General features: G+C 41.3%; 24 protein-coding genes. 13 read left to right on the top strand and 11 right to left on the bottom strand.

Annotated features, from left to right (window positions below):
- Nucleotides 1-3 precede the first annotated feature (3 nt).
- On the bottom strand, nt 4-429 hold the full coding sequence (locus BP74_RS09355) for a cytochrome c maturation protein CcmE domain-containing protein (RefSeq protein ID WP_496373382.1): 426 nt from the start codon (nt 427-429) through the stop codon (nt 4-6).
- A 331-nt stretch (nt 430-760) separates the two neighbouring features.
- Here BP74_RS09355 and BP74_RS09360 point away from each other — a divergent pair, with 331 nt between their 5' ends.
- The 3 genes from BP74_RS09360 to BP74_RS09370 are packed head-to-tail and all read left to right on the top strand — an operon-like array spanning nt 761 to nt 3,777.
- Nucleotides 761-1,807: an agmatinase family protein gene (locus BP74_RS09360; RefSeq protein ID WP_496373384.1), complete on the top strand. Its 1,047-nt coding sequence runs from the start codon at nt 761-763 to the stop codon at nt 1,805-1,807.
- A gap of 2 nt (nt 1,808-1,809) precedes the next feature.
- Nucleotides 1,810-2,433, top strand: a complete 624-nt coding sequence (locus BP74_RS09365; protein ID WP_496373386.1) for a hypothetical protein — start codon at nt 1,810-1,812, stop codon at nt 2,431-2,433.
- Nucleotides 2,434-2,490: 57 nt separating this feature from the next.
- Nucleotides 2,491-3,777, top strand: coding sequence for a radical SAM family protein (locus tag BP74_RS09370; RefSeq protein ID WP_496373388.1), 1,287 nt, complete (start codon nt 2,491-2,493; stop codon nt 3,775-3,777).
- A 53-nt stretch (nt 3,778-3,830) separates the two neighbouring features.
- Here the strand turns inward: BP74_RS09370 and BP74_RS09375 are convergent, their stop codons facing one another.
- Complete coding sequence (locus BP74_RS09375) at nt 3,831-4,307, bottom strand: CHRD domain-containing protein (protein WP_496373390.1); 477 nt, start codon at nt 4,305-4,307, stop codon at nt 3,831-3,833.
- A gap of 278 nt (nt 4,308-4,585) precedes the next feature.
- Between BP74_RS09375 and BP74_RS09380 the strand changes: the two genes are divergently transcribed.
- Entirely contained in the window at nt 4,586-5,452 is an 867-nt protein-coding gene (locus BP74_RS09380) for a hypothetical protein (protein ID WP_496373392.1), read from the top strand.
- A gap of 25 nt (nt 5,453-5,477) precedes the next feature.
- Nucleotides 5,478-6,785 carry a bifunctional folylpolyglutamate synthase/dihydrofolate synthase gene (locus tag BP74_RS09385; protein WP_496373394.1) on the top strand — a complete coding sequence of 436 codons (1,308 nt, stop codon included), beginning with the start codon at nt 5,478-5,480 and terminating at the stop codon, nt 6,783-6,785.
- On the opposite strand, the gene BP74_RS09390 is transcribed toward BP74_RS09385, so the two are convergent.
- The 5 genes from BP74_RS09390 to fbp form a co-directional block, all read right to left on the bottom strand.
- On the bottom strand, nt 6,765-7,310 hold the full coding sequence (locus tag BP74_RS09390) for an NUDIX hydrolase (RefSeq protein ID WP_496373396.1): 546 nt from the start codon (nt 7,308-7,310) through the stop codon (nt 6,765-6,767). The genes BP74_RS09385 and BP74_RS09390 overlap by 21 nt on opposite strands.
- Before the next feature lie 56 nt (nt 7,311-7,366).
- The gene (locus tag BP74_RS09395) at nt 7,367-7,894 is read right to left on the bottom strand and encodes a YfiT family bacillithiol transferase (RefSeq protein ID WP_496373398.1); all 528 of its coding nucleotides are present in this window, start codon (nt 7,892-7,894) and stop codon (nt 7,367-7,369) included.
- 74 nt (nt 7,895-7,968) lie between these two features.
- Nucleotides 7,969-8,403: a BamJ family beta-barrel-assembly machinery protein gene (gene bamJ / locus BP74_RS09400; protein ID WP_496373400.1), complete on the bottom strand. Its 435-nt coding sequence runs from the start codon at nt 8,401-8,403 to the stop codon at nt 7,969-7,971.
- Between the two features lie 11 nt (nt 8,404-8,414).
- Nucleotides 8,415-9,176, bottom strand: coding sequence for an ABC transporter ATP-binding protein (locus tag BP74_RS09405; protein WP_496373402.1), 762 nt, complete (start codon nt 9,174-9,176; stop codon nt 8,415-8,417).
- Nucleotides 9,176-10,207, bottom strand: a complete 1,032-nt coding sequence (gene fbp / locus BP74_RS09410) for a class 1 fructose-bisphosphatase (protein ID WP_496373404.1) — start codon at nt 10,205-10,207, stop codon at nt 9,176-9,178. The genes BP74_RS09405 and fbp overlap by 1 nt, the downstream gene beginning before the upstream one ends.
- A 122-nt stretch (nt 10,208-10,329) precedes the next feature.
- On the opposite strand from fbp, the gene BP74_RS09415 reads away from it, so the two are divergent.
- Entirely contained in the window at nt 10,330-11,619 is a 1,290-nt protein-coding gene (locus BP74_RS09415; protein WP_496373406.1) for an aspartate kinase, read from the top strand.
- A gap of 38 nt (nt 11,620-11,657) precedes the next feature.
- Here BP74_RS09415 and BP74_RS09420 read toward each other — a convergent pair whose 3' ends face one another.
- From BP74_RS09420 to hppD, 3 genes are all read right to left on the bottom strand, one after another.
- On the bottom strand, nt 11,658-12,275 hold the full coding sequence (locus BP74_RS09420) for an alpha/beta hydrolase (protein ID WP_496373408.1): 618 nt from the start codon (nt 12,273-12,275) through the stop codon (nt 11,658-11,660).
- A gap of 8 nt (nt 12,276-12,283) precedes the next feature.
- Complete coding sequence (locus BP74_RS09425) at nt 12,284-13,435, bottom strand: L,D-transpeptidase family protein (RefSeq protein ID WP_496373410.1); 1,152 nt, start codon at nt 13,433-13,435, stop codon at nt 12,284-12,286.
- Between the two features lie 251 nt (nt 13,436-13,686).
- Nucleotides 13,687-14,820 carry a 4-hydroxyphenylpyruvate dioxygenase gene (gene hppD, locus BP74_RS09430; protein ID WP_496373412.1) on the bottom strand — a complete coding sequence of 378 codons (1,134 nt, stop codon included), beginning with the start codon at nt 14,818-14,820 and terminating at the stop codon, nt 13,687-13,689.
- Between the two features lie 92 nt (nt 14,821-14,912).
- Here hppD and BP74_RS09435 point away from each other — a divergent pair, with 92 nt between their 5' ends.
- Nucleotides 14,913-15,536: a hypothetical protein gene (locus BP74_RS09435; RefSeq protein WP_496373414.1), complete on the top strand. Its 624-nt coding sequence runs from the start codon at nt 14,913-14,915 to the stop codon at nt 15,534-15,536.
- Between the two features lie 62 nt (nt 15,537-15,598).
- Here the strand turns inward: BP74_RS09435 and BP74_RS09440 are convergent, their stop codons facing one another.
- The gene (locus BP74_RS09440; protein ID WP_496373416.1) at nt 15,599-16,858 is read right to left on the bottom strand and encodes an erythromycin esterase family protein; all 1,260 of its coding nucleotides are present in this window, start codon (nt 16,856-16,858) and stop codon (nt 15,599-15,601) included.
- Between the two features lie 150 nt (nt 16,859-17,008).
- On the opposite strand from BP74_RS09440, the gene BP74_RS09445 reads away from it, so the two are divergent.
- The 6 genes from BP74_RS09445 to purE all read left to right on the top strand — a co-directional run bounded on the left by BP74_RS09445 (nt 17,009) and on the right by purE (nt 24,867).
- Nucleotides 17,009-18,130 (top strand): 5-(carboxyamino)imidazole ribonucleotide synthase, encoded by a 1,122-nt coding sequence (locus BP74_RS09445; RefSeq protein ID WP_496373418.1) that lies wholly within the window; start codon nt 17,009-17,011, stop codon nt 18,128-18,130.
- Between the two features lie 246 nt (nt 18,131-18,376).
- Entirely contained in the window at nt 18,377-19,345 is a 969-nt protein-coding gene (locus BP74_RS09450; protein ID WP_496373420.1) for an efflux RND transporter periplasmic adaptor subunit, read from the top strand.
- Nucleotides 19,346-19,421: 76 nt separating this feature from the next.
- Nucleotides 19,422-22,532, top strand: coding sequence for an efflux RND transporter permease subunit (locus tag BP74_RS09455; RefSeq protein WP_496373422.1), 3,111 nt, complete (start codon nt 19,422-19,424; stop codon nt 22,530-22,532).
- Nucleotides 22,532-23,848, top strand: a complete 1,317-nt coding sequence (locus tag BP74_RS09460; protein ID WP_496373424.1) for a TolC family protein — start codon at nt 22,532-22,534, stop codon at nt 23,846-23,848. Before BP74_RS09455 ends, BP74_RS09460 begins: the two co-directional genes overlap by 1 nt.
- Nucleotides 23,849-23,905: 57 nt before the next feature.
- Complete coding sequence (locus BP74_RS09465; protein ID WP_496373426.1) at nt 23,906-24,310, top strand: four helix bundle protein; 405 nt, start codon at nt 23,906-23,908, stop codon at nt 24,308-24,310.
- A complete protein-coding gene (purE, locus tag BP74_RS09470; protein WP_496373428.1) occupies nt 24,307-24,867 on the top strand; it encodes a 5-(carboxyamino)imidazole ribonucleotide mutase in 561 nt (186 codons plus the stop codon). The genes BP74_RS09465 and purE overlap by 4 nt, the downstream gene beginning before the upstream one ends.

A 24,867-nucleotide genomic window follows, 5' to 3' on the forward strand; every position in this document is an offset into this window, starting at 1 on the left:
TGATCAATATTTATTTGTGCTGGCGCTATCGCCTGATGGGAGATTTTTCTGAGCGACCTTCATATCATCTTTGTACTTGGAAGGGCATTTCATTTGAAGCTTGGTACATTCAAAATAGCCATCACGCATATAACCATTAAGATCAATACCATCGCTTTTTTCTATATCTGTAGGCTTTGCATTTTTATACAATACCTTGCTACGTTTACCTTCCTGGTCCATGGCATAAAAAACAGTGAGATTTGGATTTTTTAATCCATCATATTCAACAGGCGCATTCTTATCAAGCTGAACCTTTACAACTACAAAATCCTTTTTCTGAGCGGCTGAAGAGAAGGTTTCCTGTGTTGTCAGGTCCTTAATAAAAAAGGACATCCCTACAATTCCACCAATAACGAGGAGTAAGAGTACAATATGAATTTTTTTCATCTCCGAACAGTTGTTTAAGCCAGTAAAACATTCTGGTGCTGAAACCGTAGCTATGTGACCAAATTGTTTGCACTAAATGGCCTAGCAAAGTTAGAGCAAAAAGGCTCTCCCCCGCCCGGTTTATGTTTCTAATTGCTCAATTGGCACCGTTTTTCACAAAACTATAATGTTCAAACATGGAAACATGTGGAAAATAAGAGTATATAAAGTAGATTCTACGTATCCTGAACTAAAAGAAACATTAAACTTTCGCACATTGGCCAAACGAGACGGCCGGGAGAAGTAAAAGAACCTGAAAGCTTGCTATCTTGCACCGCTTTAACAATCAAACATGACCGATCTTTCGAATTTTGATCCTAATGATGCAGGGAATCCCAACAATAATATTTTTGGTCTTCCCTTTTCTGAAGATGATGCCAGGCTGGTGATCATCCCTATTCCCTGGGAAGTAACAGTGAGCTTTGGTGCAGGCACTGCCCGCTCAGCAGAACAGATCATGCGGGCTTCTCTGCAGGTTGATCTTTTTGACCCCGAAGTGCGGGAAGGTTGGAAGCAGGGTTTCTTTATGAAAGAAACCGATCGCAAGGTGCTGCTGAAAAGCGATTACCTGCGTAAAGAAGCTGAGCTATATATCGATTATATATCCAAAGGAGATATTGTTGCCAATAACCAGTTCATGTGTAAAACACTGAAAGAGGTAAACGAAGGTGGTTATTTTTTAAATAACTGGGTATATCATCAAACCAAAGAACTCCTGGAAAAGGGTAAACTAGTAGCACTTCTTGGTGGTGACCATAGTACTCCACTCGGCTTTATGAAAGCGATTGGTGAAAAGTATGGCGAGTTTGGCATTATTCAAATTGATGCGCATTGCGATCTTAGAGAAGGATATGAAGGATTTGTTTATTCCCACGCCAGCATTATGTACAATGCTTTAAAAGAGGTGCCGCAATTGCAAAAGCTGGTACAGGTTGGGATCAGGGATTACTCACAGGGTGAACATGAGTTCATTCAGCAAAACCCGGAAAAGGTTAAGACGTATTTTGATGCTGATATCAGGCAAAGACAATATGAAGGAGAAAGCTTCAGACAGGTAGTTGATGAAATAGTGAGCCAGCTTCCACAAAAGGTATATATCAGCTTCGATATTGATGGACTGGATCCAAAACTTTGTCCAAACACAGGCACACCAGTGCAGGGAGGATTTGAAACTGAACAGGTTTTTTATATATTCAAAAAGATACAACAATCCGGACGCCAGATCATTGGTTTTGATTTAAGTGAGGTCAGCACCAGTGAGAACTATTGGGATGCAAATGTGGGTGCCCGGGTTTTATTTAAATTGTGCAACCTGCTGGTATCTAGCAACCCGGCTTAATTATGTATAGTGTCACGGTAAAGATTGATGGTATAGAAAGCAAAAGGCGTAGTGCGGGTCTTTTGCATATTATTACCGGTTTCTTTCTTATTGCCAAAGGCTATGACTATTACCGGATATTGAATTTCCAGGGATTTATTTCTATTCTTCCCATTTTTGCCGTGGCAGGCATTTCCTTGTTTTATGGTTTTTTCCGCAGGAAAGTTGATGTGTTCGCAAAATACAATTCACTGGTCAGGGTATTACAAAGTATTACTTTCCTGGTACTGGGCATAGCCATGATGAAGCGGGGTACCACGTTTGATTATGCTGGTCTTTTTTTATTTGCTTTTTTATGCCTGCTGCTCTTGTTATCAGAAAAAAGGATCTTCCAGGAAACCACTTTATTCTTTGATGAAAAAGGTGTGAAGATCCCCGGAAACTACAGGGATCATCTTGTAAGCTGGGAAGATTTAACGGAGGTGATCATCAGGGAAGATTTTCTTACCTTATTTCATGTAAAGAAAAAATATTTACAATACCAGGTAATGCAGGACCTCTCTACTTTGGAAGTAGCCAAGATCAATGCTTTTTGCAGGGAACAAATTGAAAAAGCAGAAGCATCAGTTAATAAACTGACGAGTTAATCAAGGCAAACAGTTTGCTGTACCTTACTGCTATGGAAAGCGTTTAAAAAAATTATTATGTCTCCATTCATTTTATATTCTGATGGCAAAGGTTCCATTTTCGAGGACCAGAGTTTATACGTGGTAGGAAGAAGTGGCTGGGACGCCTTGCCCATACCTTCTGATGAATGGATAGAATTACCCAAAGGCGGACAACTTTATGAATTGCCAGGGCGTAGAGGGATTGGTATAGATGTAAAGACAGGCGAAATGCGCTTATGTGATAAAGGTTGGGCAGTTGCTGCCTTTATACCACCCGCACATACCGGCTTTTACCTTGCAGCCTATGAAACTGCTCCTGATGCACCCACACTGCCACTTTTTTGTTATACGGCTGTTGGCTGGCATGATGAAAAATTCTTCGTGCCTGCAACCCGCATTGAAAATGATATCCGCCAGGAATGTGGAGGATTTGATGAAAGCAAAATAGAAACTGGCGTACAACAATTATTAAAAGCCTATCCGCATAACAGGCTTGTAGAACACCTGGCCAACAACTGTGCACTTACTTATCACTGTCCTGCTGCCAGAAATTATTTTATAGGCAGGTGGGAATGCCCTATACCTTCCTCCCCTGCCTGTAATGCCAATTGTGTTGGTTGTATCTCATTTCAACCAGAAGATGAAACAATAGTTTCTACCCAGGATAGACTAACATTTAAACCTACTGCAGCAGAAATTGTTGAATATACTGTTCCACACCTGGAAACCGCTCCCTATCCCATAGTCAGTTTCGGACAGGGATGCGAAGGTGAACCATTGCTAATGTGGGAGACCATCAAGGAGTCTATCATTGAGATCAGGAAGCATACTTCAAAAGGAAGTATTAATATCAATACCAATGGCTCTAAGCCAAACGCGGTAAAAGCCTTGTGTGAAGTGGGTTTGAATAGTATAAGGGTAAGTACAAATTCGGCAAGACCAGAGATCTACCTTCCTTATTACCGGCCCAATAATTACCAGTTTGAGGATATAATTGAAAGTCTTAAAGTTGTTAAGTCTTTTGGCGGATGGACATCCATTAACTATTTTGTTTTCCCTGGCATGACTGATTCAGTTGCTGAATATGAAGCCCTGCGTCAATTGATCATTGATACAGACCTTGACATGATACAATGGAGAAATTTCAATATTGATCCCGACTGGTATTTAGGAAAAATTGGTGTGATCGACTCAGGGGAGATCCTGGGAATGAAACAATTGATGCAACTGCTGAAAGAAGAATTTCCCAGGTTAAAATATGGCTATTTCAATCCGCCCATGGAAAGAATAAAGGGCCAATACGATATTGACTTTGCGCATTAAAATAAATATACCTGCCTGGTATTACAGGCAGGTATATTTCTGATGAACATTGTTTATTGAGCGGCAACCTGTGCTCTTATCTCTCCACCACCATTGGCTGTTGTATGAACATTATAATACCACTTTCCAGCTAAAAGATCTGCTTCCTGGGTATCATTTAATGTAGCTGAACCAGTATACGAACCAGAAGCGGCTGAAGTAAACCCTGTAATTCCTAAAGCAACTCCGGCATTGGTTCCTGCCAGCGCAGGTCCATGAAAATGCATCAGGGTAGCTGGGCCGGAAAGACCCGTCCAGGTCACTGTATAATTGAGCAGGTTGGTATTGGAATTATAAGTTCCTGTCACGGTTCCGGAACCACCAGTAGTTACTGCTGGTACTTCCTGGCTACCTGACGCAGTACCACTGAGCGTATAATCCACCTTAGGTGCTGGCATGTTGTTGTTATCGTCCTTGCTGCAACTTGTTCCTATCAATACGGTTCCTGTCATTAGAATGGCAGCGCAAAAATTAAGAGCCCTGTTTACCATAGATTTCTTTTTAATAGTTAAGTGTAAAAAACAATAAGCCTTTCAAGGCATTTCAGCATATACATACGTAAGAAAATCATTCCTGGTTGCCCATACCGTAGAATAGTGGCTTTTAATTGTTAAAACATGCATATAAACTATACTTTACAGGGCAATTTGCCTAACTTTTGCGGCGTTAATGGGTCTATAATTACAAAAGCTTTTACTAGTACCATCAATCCGGGGTTCATTCCTTTGATTTGAGTGGAACTCTTTAAAACCTGAACTTTTATATTTGTATGAACAACCACTTGTCCATGTCGGCAGATTTTGAGAGACAAAAAAATTTACAAGCAACTGGTATTACTGCGGCTATAGCGGTGGCCTTGCTTTTCATTTTTATATGGGTAAAGTTTGCCATACCACATGAAGAAGTTCCTCCCGTTGAAGAATATGTGGAAGTAAACCTGGGAAGTGGTGACCAGGGCTTCGGATCCGATCAGCCTTTATTGCCTGGTGATCCTGCACCTGCCCAGCAAACCAGTTATACACCTCCTCAACCTGTTCAATCTAATGAAGAAGCTGTAAAAGATGTTAGTTCGGATGATAACAGCCACGATGCTCCTCCCGTTATCAAACCTGCCGTTAGTAAGCCAGAAGCTACTAAAATAAACTCCGAGACGAAAGCCGTTAAATCAAATAGTACAACACCACAACCTGTAGTCAACCCCGCGCCTCCGCGACCAAGAGCAGTACTGGGAAGAACAGTAGGTGGAAATGGCAATGGTGGTAATGGTGCAGATAGTTATAAGCCTGGTGGAAATGAAGGAATAGCAGGAGGCAATGGTGACCAGGGCAGGCCTGGCGGAGATCCTAATGGAAGAAACTATAGCGGCTCACCGAGAAGCTTTGGTGTAAAAGTATTGAGCATTCCTAACCAGACCTTTGAAGATGATTTTAATCAGAATGCCAAGATAGCCATGGACATTGTGGTCAATGATAATGGGAAAGTGATATCTGCCAGTTATCAACCTAAAGGATCAACCGGCACAGCGACAGAAAAAATGAAGGATATCGCCCGCCGCAGGGCCTTTGAATTAAAATTCCCTACCTCAGAAGGCGGACAAAAAGGTACAGTGATCTTTAATTTTAAAGTAAGAGGATAATTGCTACAGCAATACTTTTGCGGGTGTGAATTATCCTGAAACATTAGACTATCTATATCATAAGCTCCCATTATTTAGCAGGGTTGGTAGTGCTGCATTTAAAAAAGATCTTACGAACACCAGGATCTTGTGTGACTTCTTAGGCAACCCGGAACAACAATTCAAATCTATACATGTTGGTGGTACCAATGGAAAGGGTTCGGTAAGCCATATGCTTGCTGCTGTTTTTCAAACATGCGGCTACGCAACAGGTTTATATACCTCCCCTCACCTCTATGATTTCAGGGAAAGGATCCGTGTAAACGGCCAGATGGCTGATGAGAAATTTGTTGTGTCATTCGTTGAAAAAATCAGGTCACTCATAGAAGAAATACAACCATCTTTTTTTGAAATTACCGTAGCCATGGCATTCGACTATTTTGCTCATAAGAAAGTTGACATGGCTATTGTGGAAGTTGGGCTTGGTGGGAGATTGGACAGTACTAACGTAATTTCTCCCGTTTTGTCCGTAATCACCAATATTGGTTGGGATCATATGAATATGCTAGGCAATACTCTTGAAGAAATTGCAGGAGAAAAAGCAGGGATCATTAAAGAAAAGGTTCCTGTAGTAATAGGGGAAAGGAAAAAAGAAACAGACCCGGTTTTTATACAGGAAGCTGGTAAAAAACATAGCCGGATAATTTTTGCAGAAGATCAATACGATATTATTTCACAGGAATGGAAAGGAGAGAAAACCATTATTAATTTAAATAAAAAAGGATCCGGAAAATCTGCTTTGGAACTTGACCTACCTGGCGTGTACCAGCAAAAGAATGTAAGGACAACATTGACCGCTCTTAATCTTTTAAAAGAACAGGGCATATCGTTGCCGGAAAAGGATATCTATAAAGGTTTGAAAATAGTAAAACAATTAACAGGTCTGTCAGGAAGATGGGAAATGTTACGTCAGAACCCATTGGTAATATTGGAAGTAGCACATAATAAAGATGGCATGGAACAAATGCTGAAGCATTTACAAAACCTGGAATATAAAAAGCTGCATTTGGTGTTCGGAATGGTTAAGGATAAAGATGCGGCCTCTATACTCGAATTGCTACCCGGAGATGCGTCTTATTATTTTACACAGGCACATATCCCAAGAGCGTTGCCAGGTAATGAATTACAGGTTAAAGCAGCCGCATTTTCATTGAAGGGAAATGTTTATCCTGGTGTGAACGAGGCGTTACAGGATGCCCTCAAAAAAGCTTCTGAAAATGATATTGTAATTGTATGCGGAAGCATTTTCCTTGTGTCTGAGGTAAACAAAGAATTAATACTGCGACAAGCCTAATTTCTGCATCGCATAAAAGATGGTTGAAGTGTGAAGGGACTGAACAATTTGATTTTCCCTGAGTAATTGTTTTACTTCTTCAATAGAATAGATCACCACTTCTATATCTTCGGTATCATCCAGTTTTTGTTGACCCTGCTTTTCGCCGCCCCTTGCTATAAACATATGCATATAATTATTGGTGGTGGCAGGATTGGCACACAGCTTTCCAATGAATTCAAAAGATTCAAATACATAACCTGTTTCCTCCATCAGTTCCCTGGCTATCGCAATCTCCAAAGTTTCACCCTTATCTACAACGCCTCCGGGCAATTCTGTGCTTATTACACCCAGACCGTGGCGGTATTGTTTTACCATTACCACCTCTCCTGTTTTGGTAAGCGCAAAAGCACTCACCCAATTTGGATATTCAAGGGTATAGTAAGCAGGCATGATCCTTCCATTGGGCAATTCGCATTTCTCTTTACGAATAGTTAACCAGGGCTCATTAAAAAGGTATTCTGAATTCAAAACTTTCCAATGCATATAGATCAGTTGACTGCCATACCAGACGACAGGTAATATAAAAGAGTACGATATTCTTACCAACCCATTCTATCACGTAGGGAAGTAATATGTGCCACATGGTGCTTTCCGTGCCAGGCATACATGCCCAGGAGCAGCCAGAGACTTATTTCTTTTTGATGTTCCGGATGATAGACAGTTTTATCCCAATCCTCCCTGGTAAAACTTTTTAAGAACTCGTACCACCGTTTGTGCAAGGCGAAAAGAAGCGTTGTGGAGATGTTAACCGGCAGGTTTTTTACATCCGCCGTGGTAGCCCACAACTTTTCTTCGTAGGGCCTGATTGTAGGATTGTTTTCTGTATATCCAAGCTTAAACCTTATATAAGCATTCATATGGCTGTCGGCAATATGATGCACCAATTGGTGAACCGTCCATCCACCCTCCCTGTAGGGAGTTTGCAACTGCTGCTCATCCAGATCATGAATGGCATTTTCCATGGAATCAGGAAAGAACCGGATATCCGAAAGCCACTGTTCTTTCAGATCGTCGGAGTAAGGTTTAGGTTCATATTTTCCAACGGGATAACGGGGATCTGTACTCATAAATATATATTAGTAAAATAAAGAGCAGTTAGTTTGTACAATAAGCCGCTGTGAAGGAACAAAAATGTTCTGTATCAGGAAACGATCTCCAACAACTCTATGTCAAAAACCAAAGTTGCACCACCGGGAATCCCCCCAGTTCCATAATCACCGTATGCAAGGTCTGAAGGGATCCATAAACGCCACATACTGCCAACCGGCATTAAAGGAACTACCTGTTGCCAGCCCTTAATCAGTGATGTTAAAGGTGCTGTAAATGGTTGATTGCGCTTGAAAGAACTATCGAACTCTTTTCCATCTAGTAGTGCACCCCTGTAATGTGCTTTCACTTTACTGTTTGCCTGGGGCTTTGGGCCACTGCCTTCCTTCAACACCTGGTATTGGATACCATTAGGAAGTTCAGTAACGCCTTCATTGTTTTTGTTGGCAGCCATAAACTGTGCTCCCGCATCTTTTTCAGCCTTGAGCTTTTCTTCGCGGTGCCCGCGTAATTTATCTTGTAATCCCATATGGTTATTTTTTATTCTTCTCTTAATGTGCGGCCGGTAAGATGAATAAATACATCTTCAAGGTTGGCTTTTTTAACCTCTTTTGGCCGTTCAAAACCCGTAGCTACCAATTCGTCAATGAGTTTGTCCGGTGTATTCATTGCAACAATTTTACCACTATCTACTATTGCCACCCTGTCGCAAAGGTATTCAGCTTCGTCAAGGTAATGGGTAGTGAGAATAACGGTAGTTCCTTTTTTCCTGATCTCACGTATCAATTCCCAAAGATTTCTCCTGGCCTGCGGATCCAATCCTGTTGTTGGCTCATCGAGGAATATGATCCTGGGATCATTGATCATGGTAGTAGCAATAGAAAAGCGTTGTTTTTGACCGCCGCTCAGCTCTTTTACTTTTGATTTTGCTTTATCACGCAGGTTCACCCTGTCCAGCAATTCCATAGCGTTGGCCTTACGGTTGTATAGCCCTGCAAACAGGTCAATTAATTCTATCAAATTCAGCACCGGGTAAAACCCACTGGTCTGTAACTGCACACCTATGATCTTTTTGATCTCATTGGGATCCTTGTCGATATCCAATCCATCAACGATCACTTTGCCGCTTGTCTTTTCTCTCAGCGTTTCAATGATCTCTAGTGTAGTTGATTTACCGGCACCATTAGGGCCTAATAATCCAAATATCTCTCCTTCCTGCACATCAAAAGAGATGCCCTTAACCGCTTCAAAATTTCCATAGTTTTTTACCAGGTTTTGTACAGATATAATTGTTCTTTCCATTATTTAACTTTTTCTAACCGGGGGTGCAGGTATCCTTCCAGTTCTTCCATCATTTTTTTACTTCCTACAAAAAAAGGCGCCCGCTGGTGAAGTTCAGTTGGCTGTATATCTAAAATGGATGCTTCGCCATTGGAGGATTTCCCTCCTGCCACTTCAACAATGAATGCAAAAGGATTGCATTCATATAATAACCGAAGCTTTCCTTTTGGCTTTTCAATGGTTCCGGGGTACATAAAGATACCACCCTTGATCAGGTTGCGGTGAACATCGGCAACCATGCTGCCAATATAACGTTGCGTATAAGGACCTCCGGTATCCTTATTCTTATGCTGGCATTCTGTTATGTATTTTTTTACACCGTCTGCGTATTGAAAAAAATTCCCGTGATTGACAGAATATATTTTACCTATTTCCGGGCATTTGATATCCGGATGGCTTAAACAAAACTCCCCGATCGATGGATCCAGGGTAAAGCCATTCACCCCTCTCCGCGTAGCATATACCAACATTGTTGATGATCCATAGATTACATACCCCGCCGCTACCTGGTTGATCCCTTTTTGCAAAAAGTCTTCTTTAGTTACCGGAGTGCCTCTTTCAGTGACCCTTCGGTATATTCCAAAAATGGTCCCGATAGATACATTTACATCTATATTACCGCTTCCATCCAATGGATCGAACATGCATATATACTTGGAGTTGCGGCTCACTGCATCATCGAAGGCAACAAAATCATCCAGTTCTTCACTGGCGATACCAGCACAACTCACCCCTCGTTGCAACACACCCATAAATTGATTGTTGGCATAGATGTCCAGCTTTTTTACTTCTTCTCCCTGAACATTGGTACTGCCATGATCGCCAAGTATATCTACCAATCCTGCTTTATTTACTTCAACATTCACTCTTTTAGCGGCCAATCCAATATCCCGGAGCAAAGAACTTAATTCTCCTGTGGCATGGGGGAACTGTCTCAGGGATTGTATGGTAAATTCATCAAGGGTCGAGATCTGTCTGTTTATAGGGCTCATGCAATCGTTTTAATGCAGACAAAAGTAAGGCTAATACAGATTTAATAAAGGAGAGCCGATTCTACTATTGAACTGACGAAAGTTTTATTTCAAAGTCCTCATTTTACACATCTTTGCAAACTATGAAGGTTTTCAAATTTGGGGGCGCGTCTGTCAGCACGGCAGAAAGAATCAGAACTGTTGGAGAAATTTTAAAGAATTATGCCAATGAAAGGTTATTGGTTGTGATATCAGCAATGGGCAAAACAACCAATGCGCTGGAAAAAGTGGCCGAAGCATTTTTTACAGGAGATAAGGATACAGCATTGCAGCTTTTTAGAGAGATAAAGGATCAACATATTTCTATAGCCGCTCAACTGGCAATTTATTCAGGGGAAAATCCGGATGAAGATTTTCACCTTAATGAGTTTTTTACAGAAATAGAATGGCTATTACATGACCGTCCTGTGAGGAATTATGATTATTACTACGACCAGATAGTATGCATAGGAGAATTACTTTCAACAGCCATTGTAAGCCATTATTTAAATAATGAAGGCATTGCAAACAAATGGGTAGATGTACGGGACATTATACGTACAGACGATAATTTCAGGGATGCCATCATTGACTGGTCCTTTACTTCAGAAAGGGTAAAGCAACATATTGAACCTTTACTGATGGGAAATAATATAGTGATCACACAAGGTTTCATCGGGGCGACGGACGAAAACGAAAGTACCACGCTTGGCAGGGAGGGAAGTGATTATACTGCTGCAGTATTTGCCAATCTTTTAAATGCGGAGAGCCAGACCATATGGAAAGATGTAAAAGGGGTAATGAATGCAGACCCTAAAGAATATAAGAATGCGGAATGGATAAAGGAGTTGAATTACAGTGAAGTGATTGAAATGGCTTATTACGGAGCCCAGGTCATTCACCCCAAGACCATTAAACCGCTGCAAAACAAAAACATCCCTTTATATGTACGCTCTTTTTTACACCCGGAAGAACAAGGTACCTGCATCCATAATAAAAATGTCAATCACCTGCCTCCTATAATTGTTTACAAGCAAAACCAGGTGTTGGTACAGCTGAATTCAAAGGATTTTTCTTTTGTTGGTGAAGGATTGACCGCTGAACTCTATAAGATGTTCGAGGAAATAAAGTTCAAGCCTAACCTCACACAAAATGGCGCCATCAGCCTGCTGTGTGTTGTAGACGGTCACGCAGAAAAAATCAATGAATTGGCCCTTGAAGCCTCAAAGCTTTTTGATGTGCAGGTTACCAGGGGATTAACCTTATTGACCATTAGACATTACAATGAAATCCTGGTGAATGAATTGTGCGGGGAAGGGAAAATAATATTAAAACAACAAACGCCTGAAACCATCCAGGTGCTACTGCAACATAAAGATGTAATTCATCAATAATATGCCAGCGGTTTTAATTAAATACCGCCTTTAAAATATTATTGATCTCCGAAGACCTTGTCAATACCATCAAATGCCCGGCGCCGGGCTATGGTAAATGTGGGTTTCGTAAACCTCCGGGGAAGTATTTCATCGCTGTTCCCATGAATCTGTGTAATATTCTCTGGAATTGTATTCATCCTCCATTTAACAATGGCTTCCATTCCCCAACGAATAAATGAAACATCTGCATTACTGATCATATTTTTAAGCAGTGCCTTATCTTCATTTGATTCTGATGTGAAAAAACGTTTTAAAACTGCACCTTTTAAAAAAAAAGAAATAGGAAGTATCCTATGCAGCCTGACCCTTGCAAGCATACGATAATACGGTGGAAGGTGGCTTGAGGTGGGAATGCTGGAAATGAGTACAAGATGTGCTGGTTTTTGCCGACTGGCAATTTCTACAGCTATCATGCCGCCCATTGATAATCCTATCAATGAAAATGGTTCTGTAAAATCAATATGATTGGTCAGTCGCAGTGAATAGGAAGAAAGAGATTCATTTTCTAATGGGGGAATCCAATCAATATAAATGGGTTCATACCCGGCAGGTAAATGAATGTGCCTGAAAACACTTCTGTCAGCACCAAGGCCGCTGAAAAAATAAACTTTCACCTTAAGGTTTACTGTATCTGGAAACTTTGCTTCATTTTTTTCGCTACAGGACTATCATTCAGTATTGCTGGTTGCCAGGTAGGCATTTGCTCCAACACTGTGATCAATTCATCATCAAAGTCTTCGCTCACACCATTCAGTACTTTAAAATTGGTTGGTGTCCCGTCTTTATCAACAATAAATTCGATCATCATATTGGCTTTCTTTTTTCCGTCTGGCAATGATGGCACAAGCGCCTTTCCCATTTTATCAAGGTATTTCAAAAAGTTATCTCCGCCACCAGGAAATTGTGGCCATTGCCCTACAACATCCGCCAGCTCCGTTATATTCCTGGTCCTGTGTGGTACAGGATTTCTTTTAGCTTTTTCAGCCGGGGCCACTACAACTTTTTTAGACAGGCCGTCATATACATAGTCTCCATTACTACTGGTCATAATGACAGGAAGTTGGTGTGTGATCTCAAAATGATCATACACACTTTCAAGTTGATCGGCAAAGGATTTTAGCTGACTATCACTTTTAGCCAGGTTCGCAAGGTAAGCGGCACTTCTTTTATTATTATACCGCACAGGGTAAATATGCACAGGAATATAATCCTGACCGTTATTCCGGGCATAGGCTGCTAAAATATAGATCTCGTCAATTTGCTTATCTGTCACTGGAATGCACCCCACGGTAACACAGCTGCCATGAATATATATATCGCCCCCGGGATGAAGGGAATCGCTTAATATCCTGTCCGAAGCATTGGGATAGTTCAATCCAAGAGACAGGTAATATGCGCTATTGGGGTTAAATTCATTAATATAATAAAACCCTTCAGGTACCTGGTAATCTCCCTGCATACGCTTAGGTCCCAGAGTTCCTGCCAATGCACATATTCTGTAAGTCTTGAAAAGCTTAAAGGGTTCCTTACGCTCATTTTTGATCCATACTTCCAGTTCCCCATCATATTTAAAGGAGCGGATATATACGTACCTGGCTGGCCAGGAAAGTCCTTTAGCAGCAAACTGTTTTTGCAAAGTATCTTCTTTCCGCTTCAGTGCATCTCCCGGCCGGGGTAATGCCCTTTGATAATCTACAAAGGAAGCACTGGGCCCCTGGCTGAAAGCAGGCGCAGCTATTAAAAGAAATAATACGGCAACTAAAAGGTTTTTCATTGAATGAGCGCTTTAAGAATGAAGCAAGTTCTGGTTATAAATGTAAACAAAACTATAATATGCTGAATCAGAACTCGGTAAGGCAGTAACTAACTTCGACAATTACATTCATTCATGGAAAAAATGTCTGCCATGACTGGATAATTGACAATATCCCAGACGCTTTATTCCCCGGTTAAAAATCTTCAACTACCAACCCGATCTTGGTTTGAAGGTCCGACATTTCAATAAAAACCTGGGTGGTTCCTGGTTCAAAGGTTACCCCTGGCCTCCTGTTCTCTTTCTATTGCTTCAAACAGAGCCTTGAAGTTTCCTTTACCAAAGCTTTTAGCGCCTTTTCGTTGGATGATCTCAAAGAAAAGTGTTGGCCTGTCCTGGACAGGTTTGGAAAATAATTGTAACAGGTATCCTTCATTATCCCGGTCAACTAAAATGCCAAGCTCTTTCAATGGTTCAAGGTCTTCATCAATATGTCCTACCCTATCCAGCAGATCATCATAATAACTATTGGGAACTTTCAAAAATTCAACTCCCCTGCCCATCAGGTCCCTGACTGTTTTGACTATATCATGTGTAGCCAGAGCCACATGCTGTACACCCTCTCCATTATAAAATTCAAGGTATTCTTCTACCTGGGATTTTTTCTTCCCCTCTGCGGGTTCATTGATAGGGAATTTAACATACCCATTCCCGTTGCTCATTACCTTGCTCATAAGTGCCGAGTACTCAGTTGAAATATCCTCATCATCAAAAGTCAGAATATTTTTAAATCCCATTACATCTTCATAAAATCGCACCCATGGATTCATTTGATTCCATCCAACATTGCCTACGCAATGATCAACATATAACAACCCTGTATCTGCCGGTGCAAAATGAGGATTGCTCCAGGGCCTGTAACCTGGCAAAAATGCACCCTTATAATTTTTCCTTTCAATAAACAAATGAACGGTATCTCCATAAGTATGGATCCCGCTTATGACCACTTCGCCACCCTCATCTTTCAAATGTTGTGGCTCCAGGTAAGATACACCACCTCTTTTGGTCGTTTGTTCCCAGGCATTAGTAGCATCATCCACCATTAATGCAAGAAACTTCACTCCATCACCATGTTTATATATATGATCAGCTATTTCGTTTCCGGCTTTTAACGGGGTAGTCAATACAAAGGTGAGTTTGTGCTGTCTTACAACATAGCTTACTTTATCCTTTACACCAGTTTCAGGACCTGAATAAGCCAGTGCCTGGAAACCAAAAGCACTCATATAATAGTGAGCAGCCTGTTTGGCATTTCCTACGTAAAATTCAACATAATCAGTGCCCTGGAGAGGTAAAAAATCAGTTTGGGTACCAGTATTTTCCTTTTGAATAGCAGCAATCGACATAGTAAATATTTTAAATACTTATTGTAAAATTAAGGCACAATGTCAGTTTCCATGCCCAATTAAATTATGTATCATTGCGAAAACTACTTCTTATGAAAAAACGGTTCGTTACCCCTTTTATTTTATTAATTGGCTTGATTGCCGGGGCCCAGGAAACAAAGACCACAATGCAAAAAGCTGCTGATGATATATGTGGTTGCTTGTCAAAGGTCAAATATGACGCCTCCAAAGTACAGGAATATAAAGATGCCGCAATGAACTGCTTTACAACGGGCGCAATGGAGCATATTGTTCAAATAGCAGAAGAAAGAGGATTGGATGTTACTAATCAATCTGCCATGCGGGATCTTGGTGTAGAAATAGGCAAAGAGTTATTGAGACAAAAATGTTCTAGTTATATTGAATTTGCCAAAATATCGGCGAAAGAAAAGAATGATGGTGATGATGCGGTTAAAGAAAGCGTTACCACTGGTAAACTGCTGAAAGTAGATAAAAAGGATTTTGTGTATATCACCTTAAAGGATGCATCCAACAGGGAACATGACTTTATCTGGCTTGAATACTTTGACGGATCAGAGAATTTCTTTGGCGAAAAGATCAACTCAATGATAGGCAAAGAAATATCCATCTCATGGATTGAAAAAGAAGTATACCTGCCAAAAGCCAATAATTATTTCAAAATAAAAGAGATCAGCAAGATCAAAACATCAAAATAAAAAAATTTACTCACGATAAAAAGCAGCTTCCGGGCTGCTTTTTTTATTTCCAGGCATAATGTTCAAAAACCAAAAGGGTAGGTTTCCGGCATCTTTTCATCATGTGGCTTCAAATGCAATGGATGCAATGCAGTGGTAGTATCAAGGAATACAAAGGCATCGTATCGTTGTGACATCACTGATGGCACATAGTTTCCATGCCTTTCTCTTTCGGGGTTGTAAACCACTCCAATGGCACGATGGCGGATAGAAGTTTCATATTTTCTTTGAATATCTTCTGCATTAAAAAGCAGGTAACGGTCGCGGGGATTCTCTGTATGCAACTGGTGTTCTATACTGCCTTCCCTTGCCGGTGGCACTTCCATTTCTTCCATGAGTGCACCCCATTCCTCACCTGCTATCACCTTGCCCTGGTAACTACCAAAACCTACCAGGTATACCTGGTTGATCCCATATTGTTCCCTGGCCAACTGACCTATATTTACCATTCCTCCCCTCCTCATATCTGTAGCCCTGGCATCGCCAATGTGGGTATTATGTTCCCAAACAATTGCTTTCGCAGTTTTTCCATGAAATGTCAATAACCGGTCAAGAGTTTCCATCATATGCCTGTCACGGACATTCCAGCTTTCATTATCAAATCCCATCATTACACGGTAATATTTTTCAGCATTAACTGCTACCAGTGCATTTTGTTCAGTATTGAAACCTGCTTCAGGGTCCCCGTCAAGGAATTGCGCCCGCAACCGGACTTCCTTTAAAAGCTCGAGAACCTTATCCCTGCAGGAATGCTCTGTAAGTGAATAACGCGCATATAGTTGTTCATTTTCTTCATATGGCTCAAAGCACTGGATAGCCTTTTTAACAGCTGCTGCTGCCTGTGCATCTTCTTTTTCCAGGTATTCCAGCATTTGTTTCATGGAATCCCAAAGGCTGTAAACATCAAGACCATAAAACCCTATCTTCTTATTAAGCGACTTCGATCCATTACCTTCCTTAAGCCATTCAGCCAGGGCTGCCACCTCCCAGTTAGCCCACATCCATGTAGGCCAGCGGTCGAAACCTTTCAGAATTGCTTGAATATCATGACCACCATCTTTGTAACCTTTGATATACCGGTTGATCCTGTAACAATCCGGCCAGTCTCCCTCCACCCCAATAAAGCTGAATCCTTTTTCCTGGATCAACCTTTTGGTAATTGTTGAACGCCAGGTGTAATACTCGTGGGTGCCATGCGATGCCTCCCCTAACATAACCACTTTTGCATCCGCAATATCCTCCATCAAAGCATCCAGGTCCTTTGAGGTATGGAGCTCATGCATAAAAGTTCTTTTTAAAATATGCACAACTCTCAAGCCAAAGAAGAATGACTTAATCAGGCCTTAGTCAGAGATAGAAAGCTTGGTTTAATTCATGATCCGGCAATCTCAAAACGGGAGGTTTTAACTATAAACAGTTCCTATCTTCGCCGCATGTTAAAAGTGGGCATTTTAGGCGGTGGCCAATTGGGAAGAATGTTATTACAGTCGGCTGCAAACTACCAGGTGGAAACACATGTATTGGAAAATGATGATGAATGCCCGGCGGCTCATTTATGCCGTTATTTTATAAAGGGCAATATCCGGGATTATGAAACGGTTTACCATTTTGGAAAAGGCTTAGATGCTATTACAATTGAAATTGAAAATGTGAATATTGAGGCTCTGGAAAGACTGGAAGCTGAAGGTGTAAAAGTATTTCCCAGGCCCTCTGTGCTCAGGATCATCAAAAACAAGGTTCGCCAGAAAGAATATTACCTGGAACATAGCATTCCAACAGCCGAATTTGCCATAATTAATAGTAAAAACGAGATCGGACAGTTACCTCATTTGTTACCCGCAGTTCAAAAATTGGCGGAAGGCGGTTATGATGGCCGGGGGGTTCAGATCATTGACAACTTATCCAACAGTCATTTGTTCTTTGATGAACACAGCGTATTAGAAAAGAAGATAAAGATCAAAAAGGAAATTGCCCAGATCGTAGCGGTGGACCAGGAAGGAAAAACAGCTCTTTACCCACCGGTGGAAATGATGTTTAATAAAGACCTGAACCAATTGGATTTCCAGCTTTGCCCGGCCGACATTACCCAACAGGTATTATGGAAAGTGGAAGCCATTGCACTAACCGTGGTCCGGAATTTTAAATCTGCCGGGTTATTTGCGGTAGAATTGTTTGTTGATGAGAATAATGAGGTCTTTGTTAATGAAACTGCACCCAGGGTTCATAATAGCGGGCACCATACCATTGAAGCGCATTATTCATCACAGTTTGATATGCTTTGGCGAATTATACTGGGACATCCACTTGGAAATACCAAATACCTGTTTCCATCCATTATGGTTAATATAATTGGCAGTGAAGGACATTCAGGAGAAGCGAAATATGTAGGTTTAAATGAAGTTCTGAAGATCGACAATGCCTTTGTTCATTTATATGGAAAGAAGGAAACAAGACCGGGTCGGAAGATGGGTCATGTAACCATTATCAGTAATGAAAAACAGGACCTTATACATAAAGCCAACAAGATCAGGCAAAGCCTGAATGTTATTTCCTAAGATCATCCTTGAAATCAACCGTTTATCAACCTATTAAGGTTAATTAAGGTTAATCATATGATCCTAAGTCTTTTTTTAAAGGTCCATTTCTTGTAGAAGAGTCTATTTTTGACGTTATAACACCAATCGAAATATCAAGTGAGAGTTTCTTATCAGATTTATCTATTATTATTTATTACGATCCTGTCATTTCAAATCAGCTCCTGCAGCAGTAAACGCAAGGAGGAAGCCGAATCAAAACAAAAGATGGGTAACAAACCCCCTGTACCCCGGGTCGATGGTTTCATAGTTCAAACTCAGACTGTAAGTGAATCCCTTGAAATACCCGGAACAATTGTATCAGAGGATGCCACAGAAATACACCCCGAAGTATCAGGAAGAATTATCAACCTGAACGTCAGGGAGGGGAATTTTGTAAGCAAAGGAGCAGTATTAGCTAAATTATATGATGCGGACCTGCAGGCACAAAAAAGAAAATTGCAGGTACAACTGCAGATTGCACAACAAACCTCCAGTCGTCATGAGAAGCTTCTGGAAATTGGTGGTATCAGCAAGGAAGATTATGCAGCAAGTGCGCTCCAGGTGAGTAATCTCCGCGCTGATCTTGACATTATCAATACAGCAATTGCCAAAACAGTAATTAGAGCCCCTTTTAGTGGCAAACTCGGTTTGAAGGATATCAGTATGGGTGCCTATGTCACTCCTCAATCCATTATTGCTTCCATTCAAAAGACAGCAGACCTAAAGATCGATTTTAACCTTCCGGAAAAATATGCAAACCAGGTTCATAAAGGACAATATGTCAATTTTAGTGTAGAAGGAAGTGATAGAAATTATTCTGCAGTCATTTCTGCTACCGAATCAGGAATTGATCTAAACTCAAGGACTTTAGTGATGAGGGCCCAGGTAAAAGGCGACGTTACAGGATTAAAGCCCGGTAATTTTGCCAAGGTCAGGATGAATTTTGAACCGGATCCCAATGCCCTATTAATACCTTCACAAGCCATAATTCCACAAGCAAGGGGAAAGCGGGTAGTTGTTGCAAGAAATGGGATAGCTGACTTTGTTGATGTGACCACAAGCATGAGGGATTCTTCCATGGTACAGATCACAAGCGGTTTGAAAAAAGGAGATACAGTTGTGGTTACAGGCCTTCTTACCGTGAAACCAAAAGCACCAATTGTTGTGAATAAGATTATCAATAAGCAAAGTTGACGTGCCCACTGCAACAGGTAAATACAGGAAACTTGTTTCCTGGTGTTTTTTACATGTCGATCTTAACTAATAAACGATGAACATAAGTGAACTTTCATTAAAGCGGCCAGTATTAGCCATTGTGATGAGCATCCTGATCGTAGTATTCGGGATCATTGGATTTAAGTTCCTTGGTATACGCGATTATCCTGCCATTGACCCTCCCAATATCAATGTACGTACCTCCTATCCAGGCGCTAACCCGGATATTATTGAATCCCAGATTACAGAGCCGCTTGAAAAAGCGATCAATGGTATTGCCGGTATCAAAAACATTACGTCTTCGAGTAATGCAGGCTCCAGCAATATCAATGTTGAATTTGACCTTGGGATTGACCTGGAAGCTGCAGCCAATGACGTAAGAGATAAAGTTTCCCAGGCAGCCAGGTCCCTGCCATCAGACCTTGACGCCCCTCCGGTGGTATCGAAGGCTGATGCCAGTTCTGATGCAATCATCTCCATGACTGTTCAAAGTTCAACCAAGAACCAGTTAGAGCTAACGGAGTGGGGAAACAATGTATTGCTGGAAAGATTGCAAACCATCCCTGGTGTTAGTGGAATACAGATCTGGGGCGAGAAAAGATATGCGATGCGTATCTGGTTCAAGCCAGAAATGCTAACGGCTTATAAATTAACGCCCCTGGATGTTCAGAATGCATTACTCAGGGAAAATGTAGAATTGCCATCTGGAAAGATATCAGGTAATGCAACAGAATTATCCGTAAGAACATTTGGAAAATTAAATACAGAAGAAGAATTCAATAACATCATTATCAAGAATGTTAATGGAAGCGACATAAAGGTAAAAGATGTTGGAGAAGCAGTGCTGGGGCCCGAAAATGAGGAATCACAATTACGGGAAAGTGGCATTCCTATGATCGCCCTGGCTATTGTACCGCAGCCTGGTTCCAACTACGTAAGTATCTCTGATGAATTCTATAAAAGATATGAGCAGATCAAAAGGGAAATGCCAGAAGATATCAAGCTCAATATTGCATTAGACCAAACGAAGTTTATCAAGAAATCCATTTCAGAGGTAGAAGAAACACTGATCATCTCCCTTGTACTGGTAATTCTTATTATTTACCTTTTCTTCAGGGACTGGCTGATAGCCATCAGGCCGCTGATCGACATTCCTGTTTCTTTGATCGGGGCATTCTTTATCATGTATATCTGTGGGTTTACCATAAATGTATTGACCCTCCTTGCCATAGTTTTAGCCACAGGTCTTGTAGTGGATGATGGTATCGTTGTTACAGAGAATATTTATAAAAGGATGGAACGGGGAATGAATAAGTGGCAGGCAGCCAAAGAAGGATCCAAAGAGATCTACTTTGCAGTTATTGCAACTTCCATTACACTTGCGGTAGTATTCCTTCCAATTGTATTCCTCCAGGGTTTTGTGGGCCGTTTGTTCCGGGAATTCGGAATAGTTGTGGCTGGCGCTGTATTGATATCAGCCTTTGTTTCCCTTACCCTTACCCCTGTATTGAACGTCAAAATGACCAGGAAGGACATTCACCAGCATTCCTGGTTTTATACACGAACAGAACCTTTCTTCCGGTGGATGGAAGACAGCTATAAAAATGCGCTTACGCGTTTCATGAAGGTGCGCTGGATAGCATTTGTTATCATCGCTATTTGTGGTGCTATTATCTATTTTATCGGCCAGGGAATACCATCTGAACTGGCGCCAATGGAGGACAGAAGTCAATTCAGGCTGGCTCTTACGGCTCCCGAAGGAACAGCCTATGATTACATGGATGACTATGTACAAAGGGTCACTAATTTTATGCTTGATTCTGTTCCTGAAAAAGAAACCGTGCTTTCAATCACAGCACCGGGATTCATCAGTGGTGCTACCAATTCAGGAATGGTACGTGTTACATTGGTTGACCCTAAAGAAAGAACACGTTCCCAAAAGGAAATTGTGGCCATGGTCAATAAGAATCTATCCAGGTTCAATGAAGGAAGGGCTTTTGCTATTGAGGAGCAGACCATACAGGTAAATCGCCGTGGTGGACAACCCGTTCAATTCGTAATACAGAATAATAATTTCGATAAGCTGGCACAAGTACTTCCTCCATTTTTGGAAGCTGCCAATAATAACCCAGTATTACAGGGAGTTGATGCAGACCTGAAATTCAACAAACCTGAACTCCGGATCAATGTAGATCGCCTGAAGGCCAGCGAGCTGGGAGTGAGCGTGGAAGATGTATCCCAAACGCTTCAACTGGCATTGAGTAACCGCCGGATGGGGTATTTTACAAAGGAAGGAAAACAATATGGTGTATATGGACAGGTGGCCAGATCTGACAGGGATGATCCAACAGATCTGAAATCTTTGTATGTGCGCAATCAAAAAGGTGAAATGATAGGTCTGGATAACCTGGTAAGCTTCGAAGAAGCCACCACTCCATCTACCATTTATCATTTTAACCGATTTAAATCGGCTACCATTTCGGCAGGCCTTGCACCGGGTAAAACTATAGGTGATGGCATTCAAGCCATGCAACAGATAGCCGACAAATTATTGGATGATACCTACACTACATCGCTGGCAGGAAACAGCCGTGACTTCCAGGAGAGCTCCAGTAATATTGGCTTTGCCTTCTTCCTGGCCTTAGGCCTTATATTTCTGATCCTGGCAGCACAGTTTGAAAGCTTTATAGATCCATTTATTATCATGGTAACAGTACCACTGGCCATTGCCGGTGCGGTATTATCATTATGGTTATTCAACCAGACCCTGAATATATTTTCCGAGATCGGTATGATCATGTTGATTGGTCTTGTTACCAAGAATGGTATCCTGATTGTTGAATTTGCCAATCAGAACCGTATCCACGGAATGAAAAAAGGCGATGCCGTGATCTATGCCTCCTCTCAGCGCCTGAGACCTATTTTGATGACTAGCCTTGCCATGACACTGGGAGCATTACCAATTGCTCTTTCCCTGGGTGCAGCTGCAACCAGCCGCATACCTCTGGGAATTGTAATGGTAGGTGGTATCATGTTTTCACTTGTATTGACTTTATTTGTTATTCCTGCAATGTATTCTTACCTGTCTTCCAATAAGAAAAGAAATGAACTGGAAGTTTTGGAAGAAGAGCAGAAGGAAGCAGAACATGCACAATTATTACATTAATGAGACTAAAAAATATTGCACTGGCCTGTAGTTGTCTGATCGGATTTATTGCAAAAGCCCAGCGACCATTAAGTGTAGAAGAGGCTATTGCCACTTCTCTTGCCAATAATTATGATATCCAGCTTTCAAGAAATGATTCAGCATTGGCTGCACTGGATTATGCATTCGCTGACTATGCATTCTATCCACGGCTGAATGCCAATGGCGGTATCAACTTCAATAACAATAACCAGAAGCAGGTCCTGGCAGATGGTACAAAACGTGAAAGCAATGGCGTCAAATCAAATGTGGCCACTGCCTCACTCAATTTGAACTGGACCTTATTCGACGGGCTGAAGATGTTCGTGACCCGACGCAGGTTGGGACAAATGGTTGAACTGGGAGAATTGCAAATTAAAAACCAGGTGATAGCCAGTGTGGCAGACCTGATGCGCACGTATTATGATATCAGTCGCCAGCAACAACAGCTGAAAGCAATCGAGGAACAGATGCAGCTAAGCAGCGAACGCCTCAAACTTGCTCAATATAAGTTTGAAGTGGGTACAGGTACTAAATCGGATGTGCTGCAGGCTCAAATTGATTATAATGCGCAGAAGTCACAACAACTGACACAACAAACCAATATTCTCAAACTGAAAGAGCAGTTGAATAATCTGCTGGCTATTCCTTTAACCAATGATTTTACTGTGCAGGATACTATTCCTATTCATACAGGATTGACACTGGACTCCATCCAGGGAAGCCTGACAGCCACTAACCCCCAGTTGTTACTGGCACAGAAAAGTATTGACATAGCAGGTCTTGCGCTGCAGGAAAGAAGAGCAGAAAGATTACCTACATTGAGTTTTAATTCTGCATATAATTTTAATAGAACAGATAATAAAAGCGTGGTTAATCCCTTTCAACCATTATTTAGCCAGAACAAAGGATTAAACTATGGTTTCACCGCTACCATTCCTATTTTTAATGGTTACCTCACCCGAAGAAATATCAAGGCTGCTGAACTGGATATCGAATACCAACAACTGGCTTATAAAAGAAACCTGGCGCAGATCAATACCAGTGTTGCCACTGCTTACAGGGATTATACCTTGTACCAGCAAACGCTTTCCCTTGAAGAAGATAATATCAAGCTGGTAAGGGAGAACCTGTTTATAGCACAGGAACGCTATCGTTTAGGGGTTACCACATTCCTTGAAATGCGTACTGCGGAACAAAGCCTCGCCGATGCCACCAATCGCCTGATCCAGGCCCGCTATAACACCAAGGTAGCAGAGATAGAACTATTGAGATTGAGAGGAGATCTGATAAAATAGTTTCTGGTTTTTGGTTTATGGTTTCTTGTTGTAGCTTCAGGCGCATTATTCACTCTTATGGCAACAATCAATAAGTTTGAAGAGCTGGAGATATGGCAGTTATCAAGAAAGTTCTATAATAATTTATCTCCGGTTATAATAATACTTAAAAACAATAAAGAGTATCGTTTTGCAGAGCAAATGAGATCTGCTTCCGGCTCCGTAATGGATAATATTGCAGAAGGTTTTGAAAGAAGCAGCAGACTTGAGTTTTTGAATTCACTTGGTATTTCAAAAGGTGAAGTAGGAGAATTAAAATCTCAACTCTATCGTTGCCTGGACAATAATTATATCAATCCCGAAGAATTTAATGCCCTTTATGAAGAAGCTGAAATTTTATCACGTAAAATCGCTTCTTTTATTATTTATTTAAATTCTGCAGAGCATAAAGGGTTAAAATTTAAAGACAGACTGAAATCATGAAGGAACAAGAAACTATAAACCAAAAACCAGAAACTATTGTTGTTGGCATCGTCATGGGCAGCGATAGCGACCTGCCGGTGATGCAGGCGGCGGCTGATATATTGCGGTATTTTGAGATCGGCTTTGAGCTTACGGTCGTATCGGCTCACCGTACGCCGCTGAGAATGGTGGAATATGCTTCAAGGGCTAAAGATCGTGGACTAAAACTGATCATTGCAGGTGCGGGTGGTGCGGCTCATTTACCAGGTATGATCGCATCTATTACAACACTACCGGTAATAGGGGTACCTATTAAATCAAGTAACTCTATAGATGGCTGGGATTCTATTCTATCTATTTTGCAAATGCCTAATGGGGTTCCAGTAGCTACCGTTGCATTGAATGCCTCCCGAAATGCTGGTATATTGGCGGCACAGATCATTGCTGCTTTTGATGAAAAACTGGCTGAAAAAATATCCGCCTATAAAGAAAAGATGGATAAAGAAGTACAGGAAAAAGTGCAACACCTGCAATCTGCAGGCTGGCCTAATACATTCGATAAAAATCCTTCAAAGTGA

The organism is Flavisolibacter ginsengiterrae DSM 18136 (genome assembly GCF_059568575.1).

Bases quoted from the DNA above. Each gene is read 5' to 3' on its own strand.
- BP74_RS09455 (WP_496373422.1), top strand. From the start codon at position 19,422: ATGAACATAAGTGAACTTTCATTAAAGCGGCCAGTATTAGCCATTGTG.
- hppD (WP_496373412.1), bottom strand. From the start codon at position 14,820: ATGTCGATTGCTGCTATTCAAAAGGAAAATACTGGTACCCAAACTGAT.
- BP74_RS09390 (WP_496373396.1), bottom strand. From the start codon at position 7,310: ATGCATTGGAAAGTTTTGAATTCAGAATACCTTTTTAATGAGCCCTGG.
- BP74_RS09405 (WP_496373402.1), bottom strand. From the start codon at position 9,176: ATGGAAAGAACAATTATATCTGTACAAAACCTGGTAAAAAACTATGGA.
- BP74_RS09460 (WP_496373424.1), top strand. From the start codon at position 22,532: ATGAGACTAAAAAATATTGCACTGGCCTGTAGTTGTCTGATCGGATTT.
- BP74_RS09465 (WP_496373426.1), top strand. From the start codon at position 23,906: ATGGCAACAATCAATAAGTTTGAAGAGCTGGAGATATGGCAGTTATCA.
- BP74_RS09355 (WP_496373382.1), bottom strand. From the start codon at position 429: ATGAAAAAAATTCATATTGTACTCTTACTCCTCGTTATTGGTGGAATT.
- BP74_RS09380 (WP_496373392.1), top strand. From the start codon at position 4,586: ATGAACAACCACTTGTCCATGTCGGCAGATTTTGAGAGACAAAAAAAT.
- BP74_RS09445 (WP_496373418.1), top strand. From the start codon at position 17,009: ATGTTAAAAGTGGGCATTTTAGGCGGTGGCCAATTGGGAAGAATGTTA.
- BP74_RS09360 (WP_496373384.1), top strand. From the start codon at position 761: ATGACCGATCTTTCGAATTTTGATCCTAATGATGCAGGGAATCCCAAC.
- BP74_RS09365 (WP_496373386.1), top strand. From the start codon at position 1,810: ATGTATAGTGTCACGGTAAAGATTGATGGTATAGAAAGCAAAAGGCGT.
- BP74_RS09440 (WP_496373416.1), bottom strand. From the start codon at position 16,858: ATGCATGAGCTCCATACCTCAAAGGACCTGGATGCTTTGATGGAGGAT.
- BP74_RS09370 (WP_496373388.1), top strand. From the start codon at position 2,491: ATGTCTCCATTCATTTTATATTCTGATGGCAAAGGTTCCATTTTCGAG.
- BP74_RS09450 (WP_496373420.1), top strand. From the start codon at position 18,377: ATGGGTAACAAACCCCCTGTACCCCGGGTCGATGGTTTCATAGTTCAA.
- bamJ (WP_496373400.1), bottom strand. From the start codon at position 8,403: ATGGGATTACAAGATAAATTACGCGGGCACCGCGAAGAAAAGCTCAAG.
- BP74_RS09415 (WP_496373406.1), top strand. From the start codon at position 10,330: ATGAAGGTTTTCAAATTTGGGGGCGCGTCTGTCAGCACGGCAGAAAGA.
- BP74_RS09435 (WP_496373414.1), top strand. From the start codon at position 14,913: ATGAAAAAACGGTTCGTTACCCCTTTTATTTTATTAATTGGCTTGATT.
- BP74_RS09395 (WP_496373398.1), bottom strand. From the start codon at position 7,894: ATGAGTACAGATCCCCGTTATCCCGTTGGAAAATATGAACCTAAACCT.
- BP74_RS09375 (WP_496373390.1), bottom strand. From the start codon at position 4,307: ATGGTAAACAGGGCTCTTAATTTTTGCGCTGCCATTCTAATGACAGGA.
- purE (WP_496373428.1), top strand. From the start codon at position 24,307: ATGAAGGAACAAGAAACTATAAACCAAAAACCAGAAACTATTGTTGTT.
- fbp (WP_496373404.1), bottom strand. From the start codon at position 10,207: ATGAGCCCTATAAACAGACAGATCTCGACCCTTGATGAATTTACCATA.
- BP74_RS09425 (WP_496373410.1), bottom strand. From the start codon at position 13,435: ATGAAAAACCTTTTAGTTGCCGTATTATTTCTTTTAATAGCTGCGCCT.